Genomic DNA, 14,198 nt, shown 5'->3' with positions numbered 1-14,198 from the left:
TCGTTTCGCCCCAAACAACGCAAGGAGATCACCATGAACCCGATCGGCAAATTCGCCCGCCGCCTCTTCCCCGCCCTCGCCCTCGGCATCGTCGCCGCCTCCGGCGCCGCCGCCCAGGGCGCGGCACCGCTCGACATCAAGGTCTACAACGCCGACGCCCGCAGCTTCAACGTCAATGCCGTAGTGGTCAGCGGCAAGAGCGAAGCGCTGGTCATCGACAGCGGCTTCACCCGCGCCGACGCCCTGCGCATCGCCGCCAACGTGCTCGACAGCGGCAAGGCCCTGAAGACCATCCTGATCAGCAACGCCGACCCCGATTTCTATTTCGGCGCCGAAGCGCTCAAGGAAGTGTTCCCGCAGGCCAGGGTGGTGGCCACACCGGCCGTGCGCGACAAAATCCAGGCCAAGCTGGCCGGCAAGCTGGCCTTCTGGGGGCCGAAGATGGGCGCCAACGCGCCGCGCCAGCCGATCGTGCCGGACGCCCTGGCCGGCACCACCCTGAGCGTCGACGGCGAGAAGGTCGAACTGCGCGGCACCCAGGGCGAACTGGCCCACCGCCCCTATGTGTGGATTCCGGCCATCCGCACCATCGCCGGCAACATCGCCGTCTTCGGCAACCAGCACGTGTGGACCGCCGATACGCAGAAACCCTCCGAACGCCAGGCCTGGCTGGCCCAGCTCGACGACATCGAGGCCCTGCAGCCGACCACGGTGGTTCCCGGGCACATGACGCCGGGCACGGCACTGGATGTCGGCACCGTCCGCTATACCCGCGACTACCTGCGCCGCTTCGAGGCCGAGGCCGCCAGGGCCGGCAACGCCGCCGAGCTGATCGCCGCCATGCAGCGGGCCTATCCGCACATCGCCCCTGACCTCTCGCTCGACATCGGCGCCAAGGTCAACAAGGGGGAGATGAAATGGTGAGCGCGCCCGTCCTGCACTATCTCTACGACCCGCTGTGCGGCTGGTGCTACGGCGCCGCGCCGCTGGTCGCGGCAGCCCGCGGCATCGTCGCCGTCCGCCCCCACGGCGGCGGCATGATGAGCGGCAGCGGCCGCCAGCAGGTCACCCCGCAACTGCGCGATTACGTGATGCAGCACGACCGGCGCATTGCCGCGCTGACTGGGCAATTCTTCGGCGATGCCTACTTCGACGACCTGCTGCGCGACAGCGCCGCCGTCTTCGATTCGGAACCGCCCATCGCCGCGATGCTGGCCGCCGAGCGCCTGGCCGGTCGCGGCCTCGACCTCGTCGAACGCCTGCAAGTCGCCCATTACGTCGAGGGCAGGCGCATTGCCGAGACATCGACCCTGCTCGCCGCGGCGGTAGCGATCGGGCTCGATCCCGACGCCTTCGCCGGCGCCCTGGCCGAGCAGCGTGGCGAGCCGGTGCACCGCCATATCCGCGAGACGCGCCATTTCATGAGCCAGGTCGGCGCCGACGGCTTTCCATCCTTCGTGCTGGAAAGCGGCGGCACCCGACGCCTGCTCGACCTTTCCGCCTTCCTGGAATGCCCCGGGGCATTGCCCGACTGGCTGCGCAGCACGCTCTCCCCGTAAACAAAAAAGGCCGCGACGAACGCGGCCTTGAACGGGGTGGTGCAGAGGAAAGGGATTACACCCGCTTGAACAGCGGGCTGCGCACCTGCTGGGCATCGGCGGCCGAGAAGAACTTCTCGGTGTAGATGTCGCGCTCGAACAGGCGGCCCTGCATCAGGGTCGTGATACAGGCCTCGATCATCACCGGCGGGCCGCACAGGTAGGCCTTGTTGCCGCGGAAGTCGTTGTCGAAATGAGCCTTGGCCGCTTCGTGCACGAAACCGCGGAAGCCGGCCCAGCCGCTGTCGGCCGGCTCGTCGTTGAGCGCCGGCACGTAGGTGAAATTGGCATGGCTGGCGGCCAGCTCGACGAATTCCTGGTGGTAGTACAGCTCGCCCTGGTTGCGCGCACCATAGACCAGCGTGATCGGCTGCGCGCAGCCCTGCTCCAGCAGGTCGAGGATCATCGAGCGCGGACTGGACAACCCCGAGCCGCCGGCCATGAACAAGGACGGCACCTCGGCCGACTTGTGCACGAAGAAGCGGCCGTAGGGGCCGGAAACCGTGACCTTGTCGCCCGCCTTCAGCTCGTTGTGGATCCAGGTCGTGCCGGCGCCGCCGGGCACGATGCGGATGTTGAGTTCGATCTCGTCGCCGGTCGACGGCGCGTTGGCCAACGAAAAGGCGCGGTGGCCCAGGTCGTTGGGCAGGTTGAAATTGACGTACTGGCCGGCCTGGAAATCGAGTGCCTCACCGTTTTCCAGCTTGAGCCAGATGCCCTTGATGGTCGGCGTCAGGTTCTCGATGCGGCTGACCGTGCCGTGGAAATCCTTGACCGGGATATCGCGGGCGTCCTCGTCGATTTCCATCTCGACTTCGATGACGGTATCGGCTTCGAGCGTCGCGCAGCAGGCCAGCGCCTTGCCTTCCTCGCGCTCGTAATCCATCAGCGCGAAGCTGGAGGCGTTCTGGTGATCGACCTCGCCGTCGGTGATGCACACCTTGCAGGTGGCGCAATAGCCCTGACCGCAGGCGTGCGGCAGGTAGATGCCGGCGCGCAGCGCGGCGTCGAGGATGGTCTGGCCGTCCTCGACTTCGATGCTGCGGCCGAGCGGCTCGATGGTCAGTTCGTAGCTCATGTTCTGGTCTCTCTGCAGGTCTGGTCGGGGCTACCGCGACCGGCGCGGCGCCCCGTTGATTTTAGTAGCCGGTACCGGCGATGCCATCCAGGCCCGGCGTCCGGAAACGGATCAGGTCCTTGTGGCCGATGCCGTTCTCGGCCAGGGTCTTGGCGCGGTCCGGCGTGAAGGGCGTGTTGCCGTTCTGCCAGATCGCCTTGTCCCAGTCGATGTGCTGCCAGTCCGGGTGGTAACTGAAGCAGGCGGCCATTTCGTCGAGCACGGCGGCGAAGGGGGTTTCCGGTTTCATGGCCAGCACGAAGGGACGCGAGAACATGCGGTGGCGTTCCCAGTTCACGTACAGCAGCTGGCGTCCCTTGTAGTTCTCGACCGCGTCGCGCGACTTGAACTCGTACGGAGCGAGGGTTTTCAACATGGTCATGGCTGTCTCCTTTTAGTTCTTGGTCGCTTGCTCGCGCCAGGCGGCAAAGTTCTTCTGGTCCTCGGAGCCGTTGAAGTCGCCGAGGGCGCGCTTGTCGAGCTTCCAGTAGCCGAGCATGTCCTGACCCGGCTTGAAGCCCGCCGCATTCGTATCCACGCCTTCCGGCTCGCAGTTGCCCTGCAGCACCTGGTGCGAGGAGATGAAGGTCTGGACGTACTTCTCCGGCTCGTTGTCGAAGATTTCCTTGCAGTGGTCGGAACAGGTGTGGAACTTCTCGCCCTGGTAGACCGACTCGCGGAAGCACATTTCCATCGGGTCGCCCGGCTCGTTGAACTTCATGGTGCTGACGCAGACCTGGCAGTTCATCGGCGCCGTCTTGTTGTCGAAGCGGTTACCGGCCTTTTCCTGGGCGTCGAAGAATTCCAGCACCGGACGGTAGTACTTGTCGAAGGTGTTGGGGTACTTCTCGGACAGCCAGTCCATTTCGTCCGGCGTCGGAATCCAGGTGTGGAAGGGCGTCGCCTGCGGCTTCATGTAGAAACCGATCCACGACTGGTGCGAGACGTGTTCCTTTTCCTCGATGGTCTGGCTGAAGCACTTCGGGATGGTGATGCCGTAGCGGGCCAGGTCCTTGAACAGGGCACCGCCGTTTTCCTCGACGTACATTTCCCAGGCTTCCTTGAAGCTCATGATGCGCTTGGGCAGCATGTAGTCCATCATCATGCCGACCGAGGCCAGCTTGCGGGTGCCGCGCCAGGTCCACTTGTCGATCCAGCGCTGGACGATGGGCAGGTTGTCCGGGTCCTGCTCGAGCATGAACTTGATGCACTCGAGGCCCAGCGTCATGTGGCGCGCTTCGTCGGACTGCGCCGAGAAGCCGACGGTCATCGCCGCCATGTCGCCGTTGTAGGCGGCACCGGAAATGAAAGGCACGAACAGGATGTTGGTCAGCACGTATTCGAAGGCGAAGCCGATGGCGACCATGAACTCGAACGGGCCGGCGGTGATCGCGTCGTCGAAGAAGGACTTGCCGTCCGACAGGTACCACATGCGGGATTGCTGGTGGGCGAACTCGTCCATCCCGTTGTAGTACTTGTTGTAGTTCGAGATCGAGTGGATCTGCGTCTGGAAGTGACGGTACTCATCCACCGCCTGCATCTGGCAGGCGACGCGCGGACCGGCGCCGTTCATCTGGCGGCCCATCATCGAGAAGCCGCGGGCGGCCATCAGCTCCAGCGGCGGGGTCGAGCCGAGGAACAGCTTCAGCACGTTGATGTAGCGGGCGTCGGTGACCGACAGGTGGCCGTTGTTCTGGTTGAAGCCATCGAGGATGGCGTACAGCTTGCGCTCCTTTTCCGACTGGTATTTCCAGTAGGCATCCATGGTCAGGCGGAAGGGGTCTTCCCACTTGTCCCAGTCGTGAATCTTGATGCCTTCGTAGGTGGTCTGCGGAAAAACGTCTGCCGGCTTCTGGTAGGTCGTGTCCCAGGCCAGATCGCGCGTCATCAGTGCGTAGCGTTCCTTGAGGCCGAGCTTCTTGCTTGCTTTCATATCCATGGTGTTCGCTCCTTGCTAGCTGGAATCAGGAGTTCCAGCTCAGGGTAAATTCGTCGTCGGTCTCGTCGAGATTGCCGGAGATGGTGATCAGGTGCAGTTGCAGCTCCTGCAGGTCGAACGAGCGGCCCATCTTTTCCTCGACGGTTTCGCGCTTGATGACCAGGCGGTTCGGCACGTCGATCTTCACCATCGACGGCTGGTCGTCGACCATGGCGTTCGGGTTGTCCTCGAGGATGGCCTCGACGATGCAGCGGGAGTCGTCGTTCTTCTGGAAGGCGATGAATGCGTTGGACATGCGATTTCCTTTACAGGGCGATGCCGGCCTTGGCGGCGCGGGCGTTCAGGTTCTGGACCAGTTCGGCCATGATGGCGTCGGCTTCGCCGCCGAAGGCCAGGGCGGCGACCGGCTTGAGGGCGACGACGGCGCGGTCGCGCCACTTCTTGATCCAGGCGGCCAGCTGTTCCTTGTTACCGGGGTTGTCGGCGCCGGCCGACTTCAGCACAGCATCCAGCCACTTTGTCGTTTCGCCGAACCATTCGCGCTGGAAGCGGGTAAGCATCGAGAACACCGGGCTGTAGGCGGCGTTCAGCTTCTCGTTGTAGCGCTCGTAGATCAGCGGATAGAGCAGGCCTTCGAGGGCGAAATCCTGGGCGACCAGCACTTCGAACCAGTCCTTCTCGACCATCAGGTCTTCCACATAGCGGCGCAGTTCCTGCCATTCGGCGCCTTCCAGCCAGGCGCTCTTGGCGGCGGCCAATGCGTCGAGGTCGTCGAAGGCGACGCCGAGGCGGGTCACGTACTGGGCAACGCCCAGTTGATCCATGCTGGCGTAGCAGGCGGCCTGCGAAATGGCGATGCCGTAGCCATACGAAGAAACGTAGGCCTTGTTCAGGTTGGAACCCCAGGCGACATGGCGCAGCGGCAGGAAGACCTTGAGCGCCTGCTCCTTGCCGGCTGCCGGGTAGGCGGCGGCCAGGCCCAGCTCATCGACCAGGTCGAAATCGCCTTCGGCCACTTCCTGCATCCGGCCACGGGCCAGGGTCCAGGCGCCGTAGTAGTACTGGCGCGGATCCTTCAGCGCGTACCAGTCCTTCATGGTGATCGCGGTGCGGGTGGTGTCGAAGATGTCGTACTGCGGCTCCCAGGTCGGGCGATAGTGATAGTTCTCGACCGGCTGCAGGTCCATCGTCGCTTCGATGTAGCGCGAGGCCGGCTTGTCGGCCCCCATGCGGCGGGCCAGGTGGCCGAAGGTCTGGCGCAGCGGCGTGATGCTCACCGTCCTCAAATCGATTGCCATGCTTGTCTCCTTAAAATCCCCAATCGGTGCGCTTGGCCGCACCGGAAAGCCAAATGATTAGCGAAAGCGCTGGTGCGTCGCCTGGTGCAGGTTCCAGTTGAAATCGGCGTCGGAAGCATCGGCGTCGGCCGGCTCGGGCTTGGCATCGGTCAACAGTTCGACCTGGTTGGCCTGGCAGAATTCGTCGAACGCCGCCTTGGGCATGACCAGTTCAGCCGCCACGTCCGGGTCGCCAACGGCGAACTCGAATTCGATCAGCCCGTTGGGCAGGGTGCGCATGACGCGCACGAACTTGCGGGTGATGTCGAACTTGCCTTCCGCCACGTCTCGCTCCTCGTTCCTCGACCGCCTTGCGGCAGTTCTCTGATGAGGGACATTAAATCTTTTACTAAGATATTAATGAATGGACATTTGGGGAAATGACTTGTACTTTTCGTAAGCAGGCCTGCTCAGCCCTGCCCCTCGCGGCGGAACTGGCTGGGCGGCACCCCGGTGCGCTTGGTGAAGAAGCGGGAGAAATAGGCCGGATCGGCAAAGCCGAGCTGGTAGCAGATCTCGGTGATCGGCACCGCCGAATACCGCAGCAGGCGGCGCGCCTCCTGCAGCAGGCGTTCATGCACCACTTCCTTGGACGGCCGCTCGGCCATGCGCCGGCAGATGTCGTTGAGGCGGGCCTCGGTCACCGACAGCCGGCTGGCGTATTCGCTGAGCGTCAGGTGATCCCGGAAATGGGCTTCGACCAAGTCGCAGAAGTTGAGGAAGATGCGCAGGTCCTCGCTGCGCTCCGGGCGCTGCGCCGACACCGGTTCGTGCGCCACCAGCAGGCGGCTCAGGTGGATGAAGCTGCTTTGCCCCAGGGCCTGCAACAGCGCCAGGTGGCCCCGGGCATCGCGGGCGAACTCCTGCTGCAACAGCGCGACCGAGGCCAGCATGCCGTCGAAGTCGGCCGCGAACTCGGGCGGCAGGCCGGACATTTCGACGAAGGCCGGCTGGCGCAGCAGGGCTTCCGGCCACTGCCCGGGCATCGCCTTGTACCAGGCGCGAACGACCTCCTGGCGGACGGTCAGCACATGGCCGTCGGTATCCTCCTCGGAATAGAAGGAATGCGGAATGGTCGGCGGCGTGAAGATGACCAGCGGCGCCTGGCCGAAATAGACCTCGCCATCCAGGTTGAGGCGGATGCTGCCGCGCACCAGCAGATGCACCTGGAAGAAGCAGTAGTGCCGGTGCGGCGGCGTGTTGCGGCCGAAGAAATCGGCCAGCCGGCCGAAAGTCTCGTAATGGATCTCGCACTCCGGGTCGCGCTGGTCGTAAACCCGCCCGATATGGATGTCCGGAATCGCCTGAACCGCCGTCGCCGTCATGAGTGCCCTCAGCGCTCCACCAAGAAGGATGTCAGCTTACCTCATGGCAAGCCGGAAGACCGTACGGACGGCGCGCTGCGCGGGCCGCGCCCCGGACTCTCTAACATATTAGACATGTTGCTGCTATGATCGGGGCTCTTCATGTGCTCCCGCACCACTCCGGAATTGCCGTCATGTCCCGCAAACTCGCCTATCGCAACCTTCCCCAGCTCTTCCTGCGCGCCCGGGAAGAATTGCTCTGCCACTTCCGCCCGATCATCACCCATTTCGGCCTGACCGAGCAGCAATGGCGCATCCTGCGCGCCATCGGCGAATACGATCAACTGGAGCCGCGCGAGATCTGCGAGATCTGCCAGATTCTCAGCCCCAGCCTGACCGGCGTGCTGTCGCGCATGGAAGACATGGGGCTGGTCACCCGCACGCGCATGGAGGAAGACCAGCGCCGCGTCATCGTCCGCATGACGCCCAGGGCGGAAAAGCTGGTGGCCGAACTGGGGCCGCTGATCGTCGAGCAATACAAGGTGATCGAACAGGCTTTCGGCGCGGAGCTGATCCAGGAACTCTACGAAGTCATGGACAAGGTGATCGCCGCCGAGCGCGGCCCGATTCCGCAAATCAAGCTGCCGCCGCGCAAGAACTGGATCGCCGACGAGTCCTGAGCCGGGCTCGCCGGCTGCGGCGTCAATGCAGCGAAAACCGTCGCCGGAATTGAAAAACCCCAGTAACTCATTGAGTTACTGGGGTTCCAATTGGTCGGAGTGACAGGATTCGAACATGCGACCCCTGCGTCCCGAACGCAGTGCTCTACCAGGCTGAGCTACACTCCGAGGTTCTTTTGCAACTGGCTAATGATTCCGCTCAACTGCAAAGAGCGGCAATTGTAGCAGAGCTTTTTGAAAGTGGGAATCCCCCAGGCACTGAATTGCTGATCTGGCCAATTCGGCTTCCTGCAGCGCGCGTGCTCGCGCGTGGTCGAGCGCACCGCTTTGGCGGATGGCGTCGAGCACCAGCGGGAAGTCGTCGCGACCGCCTTCCTCGATGGCCTTGCGCACGCAGGCGGCCTGCGCCGGGGTGCCGTGCTGCATGACGTAGATCAGCGGCAAGGTCGGCTTGCCTTCGGCCAGGTCGTCGCCGAGATGCTTGCCGGTATCGGCTTCCTGCCCGGAGTAATCGAGCACGTCGTCGATCAGCTGGAAGGCGGTGCCCAGATGCATCCCGTACGCCGCCAGCGCCTGCTCGACCTCCGGGGAGGCCTGGCCGAGAATGGCGCCGAGCTGGGCTGCCGCCTCGAACAGCTTGGCCGTCTTGTAGTGGATGACCTGCATGTAGCGCGCTTCGTCGACGTCGGCGTCGTGGCAGTTCATCAACTGCAGCACTTCGCCCTCGGCGATGATGTTGGTGGCGTTCGACAGCACCTGCATCACCCGCATGTTGTCCACCGCCACCATCATCTGGAAGGCGCGGGAATACAGGAAGTCGCCGACCAGCACGCTGGCCGCGTTGCCGAACATCGCATTGGCGGTATCGCGGCCGCGGCGCAGGGCCGACTCGTCGACCACGTCGTCGTGCAGCAGCGTGGCGGTATGGATGAATTCGACGACCGCCGCCATTTCATGATGCCGCTCGCCCTCGTAACCCAGGGCGCCGGCGGCCAGCAACACCAGCGCCGGACGCATGCGCTTGCCGCCGCTGCCGATGATGTATTCGGCAACCTGCCGGACCAGCGCCACATCGGAATAGAGGCGATCGCGGATCACCGCGTCGACGGCCTTCATGTCGGGCCCGATCAGGGCATAAAGCTGTTCCAGAGTCACGGCAGGTAATTCCTTGAAGAAGCGCGGAATCTTAGGGTTCTGGCGGTGCCCAGTCAAGGTCGGCAAATCAAGGATGCACGCTGTTTCGACGCCACTTTGCTAAACTCCTGCGATTAGATCAAAACAGGCGGAGGGGGCATGGACAAGAGTTCGATCGTCGCACCAGTGATTCAGGATCGAGAACTGCTCGAGGAGTTCGCCGATGCGCTGACCGACCGTGCCCCGGAAATCGAACGCGATGTCGCCCGCCTGCGCAAGACGCCCAACGACCGCGACATTACCGCCAGCCTGTTCCGGGCGGTGCATAACATCAAGGGTGACGCCGCCCTGTGCAAGTTCGAGCTTGGCGTCGCCATCGCCCATCCCATCGAAACCATGATGGCGCGCTTCCGGGAAGGCGAGATTCCCTTCTCCGACCTGCTGGCCGAGCTGATCCTGCTGGCGGTGGACCGACTGGAACTGGCCACCGACTCCCTGATCCTGAACAAACCGCTGGACAACCTGCGCCTGCCGGTCCTCGTCCAGGGGCTGGAGGAGGTCGCCCAGGAAATTGCCGGGCAGATCGATGCCAGCAGCGCCGACCTGATCGAAGCCGTCACCGGCTTCCCGCCGGTGCTGCCCGACATCTCCAGCCGGGCCCCGAGGAGCTCGGCGCCCCGGGACGAGCAGAAGAACGCCAGCGCCGACCTGCAGTTCTTCCGCTCGCTGGCGCTGCAGTTCGAGGGCCGCTCGCCGCTGTTCAAGGGGCGGACGATGCGCATCCTCCGCTTGGCGCTGGAAACCAACAAGGCCGCCCAGAATATCGTCGACCCGTTGCAGCTTGAGGCGGCGGTCTACCTGCACGATGTCGGCATGATGCTGCTGCCGGAGTCGATCTGGCTCAAGATGGGCAAGATGTCGCCGGAGGACAAGATCGCCTTGCGCAACCATCCCGGCTTCGCCGCCGGACTGCTCCTGCGCATGCCGGGCTGGGAAGCGGCCGCCGACATGGTCGCCCAGCACCACGAAATGCCCGATGGCGGCGGCTACCCGAACAAGCTGTCCACCGCCGACATCTGCCCGGGCGCCAAGATTCTGGCCATCGTCGATGCCTTCGAGGCCGTCATGCTGAAGCACATCCACCGGGGCAAGAACCGCTCGGTTCTGCGCGCCATCGCCGAGATCAACGCCTGCGACAACCAGTTCGCGCCGGAGTGGATCGCCCCGTTCAACGCCGTCATCCGCAAGACCATCGAGGCCTGATGAACATTGACCGCGAACGTCGCTTCGGCGGCGTAGCCCGCCTCTACGGCCCGACCGGTGCCGAGGCGCTGCGCCAGGCCCATGTCTGCGTCGTCGGCATCGGCGGCGTCGGCTCCTGGGCGGCCGAAGCGCTGGCCCGGACCGGCGTCGGCCGGATCACGCTGATCGACCTCGACATGGTTGCCGAATCCAATACCAATCGCCAGATACACGCCCTGGGCGACATCTACGGCAAGGCCAAAGTCGATGCCATGGCCGAACGCATTCGCGCCATCAATCCGGAATGCGAGGTCCACTGCATCGAGGAATTCGTCACCCCCGACAACGTGGCAAGCATGCTGGACCGCGGCTTTACCGCCGTGATCGACGCGATCGACCAGGTGCGAGCCAAAGTGGCGATGATCGCCTTTTGCCACCGCCACAAGCTGCCCATCGTCGTCGCCGGCGCCGCCGGCGGGCAAGTCGATCCGACCCGGATCGGCGTAGCCGACCTCAGCCAGACCGTGCAGGATCCGCTGCTGGCGAAGGTCCGCTCCAGCCTGCGCCGCGACCACGGTTTCACGCGCGACACGGGGAAGAGGTTCGGGGTGCCGGCCGTCTTCTCCAGCGAGCCCCTCCGCTATCCCGACAGCACAGCCGCCTGCGATGCCGAGCGCGGTCCGGCCGGCCTCAATTGCGCCGGCTTCGGCTCGTCGGTGTGCATCACCGCCATTTTCGGGATGACGGCCGCCGCCCAGGTCATCAACCTGATCGCCAAGGCATGAACAAACCCCGCAAGCTGCGCTCGCGCAAGGCCGGACTTCCCCCGGGGACGCTGGTCCATATCGGCGAGAAGAAAACGAGCCACGCCGCGTTCTCGTTCATCGATTTCGACGAACAAGGCCTGCGCGAAGGCAGCCTGCACGACGCCGCCGCCCTGTCCCAGCAGCCCCGCCTGCACGCCACGCGCTGGGCCAACGTGTACGGCGCCAGCGCCCCGGCGGACCTGGCGGCCATCGGAACGACCTTCGGCTTGCACCCGCTGGTTCAGGAAGACATCCTCAACACCGCGCAGCGGCAAAAGCTGGACAGCTACGAGGATTACCTCTACCTGGTCCTTCATCGCTACGAGTTGAAGACAGACTCGCTCGAACTGGCCCAGGACCAGATCAGTCTGGTCATCGGCCGGGACTACGTGCTGACCTTCCAGGAACGCCCGTCGCAAACCTTCGAGCCCATCCGCCAGCGCCTGCGCAGCGGCCAGGGCATCCTGCGCAAGGGCGGCGTCGACATGCTGGCTTATTCCCTGATCGATACCGTGGTCGACAGCTACTTCGGCGTCATCGAGCAGCTGAACGACTACGCGGAAGCCCTCGAGGACAAGATCCTCGGCCATCCAGGGCCGGCCACGCTGGAAGGCATCCACCAGCTCAAGCGCTGCGTATCCCAGCTCCGGCGCAACCTGCATCCGCTCAGGGAAGTGCTCGGGACGCTACATCGCGACGCGGGAGATTTCTTTCGGGCCGACATCCAGCTCTACATCCGCGATGTCTACGATCACACCGTGCACATCCTCGAATCGCTGGAAGACCTTCGCGACCTGGCGACCGGCCTGCTGGATGTGTACCTGTCCACCGTCAGCCACCGCGTCAACCTCGAAGTCCGTACGCTGACCGTCGTCGCAACGATCTTCATGCCGGCGACGCTGATCGCCGGCATTTTCGGCATGAACTTCAAGGTCATGCCCTGGCTCGAAGCCCCCGATGGTTTCTTCTATGCCCTGGGGCTGATGGGGCTGATCGCCACCATCATGCTCCTGCTGTTCTGGCGACGGCGCTACGTTTAGGACTTGCGGCCGTCGAGCCAGACGCACAGGCCCTGGGCGTTCAGTTCGAGATCGGTCGCCCAGATATCGAGCAGCGTCGCCTCCGACAACTGGCAGCCATGCTTGCGGATTTCGGCGAGCAGATAGGCGCTCATGCCCTTCTTGATCCGCTCATGCCGCAAGGCCCCGGCATCCTTCTCCGCCTCGGCCAGCGCGACCAGGGCATCGAGATGACGCAGCAGCGCGGCGCCCTGGGCCTGAACGTCCGGCAACCGGCTGTAGTGGGTCAGGTACATCGCTTCCGGCCGCAGGGCCAGCAAGCGATTGATCGACGCCCGCATCTCTTCCGGCTCGAATTGCGTCGGCGTCGTCGTCGGGAAGATGAACTGCCGGCCATCGACATCGAGTTCGCGATAGGACAGGCCGAACATGTCGCCGGTGAACACCGCCCCGGCCTTCTTGTCGACAATGCAGATATGGTGGCGGGCATGTCCCGGCGTATCCAGGCACAGCAGTTCGCGGCCATTCAGGGAGATGACGTGACCGTCCCCTGCCTCGACAATGCGCTCGGCAGGAATCGGCAGGATGTCGCCATAGACGCGCGCCACGTATTCCGCGCCATAGACGGCCGTCACGCCGGCAACCAGCTTGGACGGTTCGGCCATGTGCCGGGCGCCGCGCGGATGAACCACCAGGCGGGCATTCGGGAAAGCGCGCATCAGGCTGCCGGCGCCGCCGGCATGATCGAGATGGATATGGGTCAGGATGACATAATCGACCGCCGACACGTCCAGGCCCAGCTTGCCGAGCGCCGCCAGGGCATTGGGCAGGGCATCGTTGCTGCCGGTATCGATGAACGCGACCCGTCCCTCTTCGACCACCATGTGGATGGCAGCCAGAATCGGGCGAACGTAACCGGCATCGAATGCGACGATCCCGTTTCCGTAGTCTCTCCAGTCAAACATCGCCATACTCCTCCGTATTGTCGGCACGCATTATACTTGCTGACCCCCAAGGACTTCCACGACCATGACCCATTTCCTGGCCGACGACGGCGCGAAAATCCACCTCAAGACCTCCGGAGAGGGATCGCCATTGATCATGCTGCATGGATGGACATCCAGTCACCAGGAATGGTTTCCCTTCCTCGGGGCGCTCAATGCCCGGCACCGGGTCTATCGCTGGGATGCTCGCGGACACGGCGGCCACGATCTCGACGGCAAGGCAGCGCCAACGGCCCAGCGCATGGCGCGTGACCTGGCCAATCTGATCGAGCACTACCAGATCGAAAATGCCACGGCCGTCGGCCACTCGATGGGCGCCTTGACACTCTGGCAATACATACGCGACTTCGGCACCCAGGCCTTGTCGCGCGTCTGCTTCATCGACCAGTCACCCAAGCTGGTAACCGACCCGCATTGGGCGCACGGCATCTACGGAGATTTCGACGAGGCCCGTTCGAGAGAAATGATGTCGTGGCTGAAAGAGGATTTCGCCGAGGCCGTACTCAAATTGACGGCCTTCGGCCTGAATGGGCGGGCCCGTGAAAAGTACCTCGCCGGCGCAAGCGGCTGGGAAAAGTCACGTGCGGCGCTGCGCGCCCAGGCAGCCGGTCCGCTGATCGACTGCTGGGCCAGCCTTACCGCGGCCGATTATCGCGACGTACTCGCGAAAATCGACATCCCGGCAATGCTCGTTTATGGCGGCGAAAGCAATTTCTACCGCCTGGACACGGCACAATTCGTCGCCAGCCAGATTCCCGACGCAATACTCCACGTCTATGAAGGCACCGATCACTCGCCGCACCAATGGCAGCGCGAACGCTTTGCAAGCGACCTGCTGACCTTCATCGACCCCGGGGCCTGAATAGGCAAATGAGGCCTTGGCAAAGCCCGAGACTGCCGGTTTTCGTTGGTGATCTGCAAATCAAAAACCCCCACCGGATATCCGGAGGGGGTTTTTAGAGAGGGAGTCTGGCGTTGACCTACTTTCGCGAGCGGAAGCTCACTATCATTGGCGCGA

At 63.9% G+C, this 14,198-nt stretch carries 16 protein-coding genes and 1 tRNA gene; 7 read left to right on the top strand and 10 right to left on the bottom strand.

Going from position 1 to position 14,198, the window contains the following annotated elements:
• Nucleotides 1-33: 33 nt before the first annotated feature.
• Together Q0P59_RS14470 and Q0P59_RS14465 are read left to right on the top strand one after the other, a co-directional pair.
• A complete protein-coding gene (locus Q0P59_RS14470; protein ID WP_295007478.1) occupies nt 34-924 on the top strand; it encodes an MBL fold metallo-hydrolase in 891 nt (296 codons plus the stop codon).
• Entirely contained in the window at nt 921-1,559 is a 639-nt protein-coding gene (locus Q0P59_RS14465; protein ID WP_295007476.1) for a DsbA family protein, read from the top strand. The genes Q0P59_RS14470 and Q0P59_RS14465 overlap by 4 nt, the downstream gene beginning before the upstream one ends.
• Before the next feature lie 55 nt (nt 1,560-1,614).
• Here the strand turns inward: Q0P59_RS14465 and Q0P59_RS14460 are convergent, their stop codons facing one another.
• The 7 genes from Q0P59_RS14460 to hpaA all read right to left on the bottom strand — a co-directional run bounded on the left by Q0P59_RS14460 (nt 1,615) and on the right by hpaA (nt 7,316).
• Nucleotides 1,615-2,676, bottom strand: a complete 1,062-nt coding sequence (locus Q0P59_RS14460; RefSeq protein WP_295007474.1) for a phenol 2-monooxygenase domain-containing protein — start codon at nt 2,674-2,676, stop codon at nt 1,615-1,617.
• Nucleotides 2,677-2,737: 61 nt separating this feature from the next.
• Complete coding sequence (locus tag Q0P59_RS14455; RefSeq protein WP_295007472.1) at nt 2,738-3,097, bottom strand: phenol hydroxylase subunit P4; 360 nt, start codon at nt 3,095-3,097, stop codon at nt 2,738-2,740.
• A gap of 12 nt (nt 3,098-3,109) precedes the next feature.
• Entirely contained in the window at nt 3,110-4,654 is a 1,545-nt protein-coding gene (locus Q0P59_RS14450; protein ID WP_295007470.1) for a YHS domain-containing protein, read from the bottom strand.
• A 25-nt stretch (nt 4,655-4,679) separates the two neighbouring features.
• The gene (locus Q0P59_RS14445) at nt 4,680-4,949 is read right to left on the bottom strand and encodes an MmoB/DmpM family protein (RefSeq protein WP_150430686.1); all 270 of its coding nucleotides are present in this window, start codon (nt 4,947-4,949) and stop codon (nt 4,680-4,682) included.
• A 10-nt stretch (nt 4,950-4,959) separates the two neighbouring features.
• Nucleotides 4,960-5,952: a phenol hydroxylase gene (locus Q0P59_RS14440; protein WP_295007466.1), complete on the bottom strand. Its 993-nt coding sequence runs from the start codon at nt 5,950-5,952 to the stop codon at nt 4,960-4,962.
• 57 nt (nt 5,953-6,009) lie between these two features.
• Nucleotides 6,010-6,276, bottom strand: coding sequence for a phenol hydroxylase subunit (locus Q0P59_RS14435; RefSeq protein WP_295007464.1), 267 nt, complete (start codon nt 6,274-6,276; stop codon nt 6,010-6,012).
• Between the two features lie 125 nt (nt 6,277-6,401).
• A complete protein-coding gene (gene hpaA, locus Q0P59_RS14430; RefSeq protein WP_295007462.1) occupies nt 6,402-7,316 on the bottom strand; it encodes a 4-hydroxyphenylacetate catabolism regulatory protein HpaA in 915 nt (304 codons plus the stop codon).
• A gap of 173 nt (nt 7,317-7,489) precedes the next feature.
• Here hpaA and hpaR point away from each other — a divergent pair, with 173 nt between their 5' ends.
• Nucleotides 7,490-7,975 carry a homoprotocatechuate degradation operon regulator HpaR gene (gene hpaR, locus Q0P59_RS14425; RefSeq protein WP_295007460.1) on the top strand — a complete coding sequence of 162 codons (486 nt, stop codon included), beginning with the start codon at nt 7,490-7,492 and terminating at the stop codon, nt 7,973-7,975.
• Between the two features lie 91 nt (nt 7,976-8,066).
• Here the strand turns inward: hpaR and Q0P59_RS14420 are convergent.
• A tRNA-Pro gene (locus Q0P59_RS14420) sits at nt 8,067-8,143 on the bottom strand.
• An 18-nt stretch (nt 8,144-8,161) separates the two neighbouring features.
• Nucleotides 8,162-9,130, bottom strand: a complete 969-nt coding sequence (ispB, locus tag Q0P59_RS14415) for an octaprenyl diphosphate synthase (protein WP_295007458.1) — start codon at nt 9,128-9,130, stop codon at nt 8,162-8,164.
• A gap of 138 nt (nt 9,131-9,268) precedes the next feature.
• Here ispB and Q0P59_RS14410 point away from each other — a divergent pair, with 138 nt between their 5' ends.
• The 3 genes from Q0P59_RS14410 to corA are packed head-to-tail and all read left to right on the top strand — an operon-like array spanning nt 9,269 to nt 12,197.
• Nucleotides 9,269-10,372 (top strand): HD domain-containing phosphohydrolase, encoded by a 1,104-nt coding sequence (locus tag Q0P59_RS14410; protein WP_295007456.1) that lies wholly within the window; start codon nt 9,269-9,271, stop codon nt 10,370-10,372.
• Nucleotides 10,372-11,136 carry a tRNA cyclic N6-threonylcarbamoyladenosine(37) synthase TcdA gene (tcdA, locus tag Q0P59_RS14405; protein WP_295007454.1) on the top strand — a complete coding sequence of 255 codons (765 nt, stop codon included), beginning with the start codon at nt 10,372-10,374 and terminating at the stop codon, nt 11,134-11,136. Before Q0P59_RS14410 ends, tcdA begins: the two co-directional genes overlap by 1 nt.
• The gene (gene corA, locus Q0P59_RS14400; RefSeq protein WP_295007452.1) at nt 11,133-12,197 is read left to right on the top strand and encodes a magnesium/cobalt transporter CorA; all 1,065 of its coding nucleotides are present in this window, start codon (nt 11,133-11,135) and stop codon (nt 12,195-12,197) included. Before tcdA ends, corA begins: the two co-directional genes overlap by 4 nt.
• Here the strand turns inward: corA and Q0P59_RS14395 are convergent.
• Nucleotides 12,194-13,147, bottom strand: coding sequence for an MBL fold metallo-hydrolase (locus Q0P59_RS14395; protein ID WP_295007450.1), 954 nt, complete (start codon nt 13,145-13,147; stop codon nt 12,194-12,196). The two genes, corA and Q0P59_RS14395, sit on opposite strands and share 4 nt — an antisense overlap.
• A gap of 58 nt (nt 13,148-13,205) precedes the next feature.
• Here Q0P59_RS14395 and Q0P59_RS14390 point away from each other — a divergent pair, with 58 nt between their 5' ends.
• The gene (locus tag Q0P59_RS14390; protein WP_295007448.1) at nt 13,206-14,042 is read left to right on the top strand and encodes an alpha/beta hydrolase; all 837 of its coding nucleotides are present in this window, start codon (nt 13,206-13,208) and stop codon (nt 14,040-14,042) included.
• Nucleotides 14,043-14,198 lie beyond the last annotated feature (156 nt).

This window comes from uncultured Dechloromonas sp. (assembly GCF_945957265.1).
Taxonomy (GTDB): Bacteria; Pseudomonadota; Gammaproteobacteria; order Burkholderiales; family Rhodocyclaceae; genus Azonexus.
The sequence above is the reverse complement of the archived record's forward strand: the minus strand, read 5'-3'. Positions and strand labels throughout refer to the sequence as shown.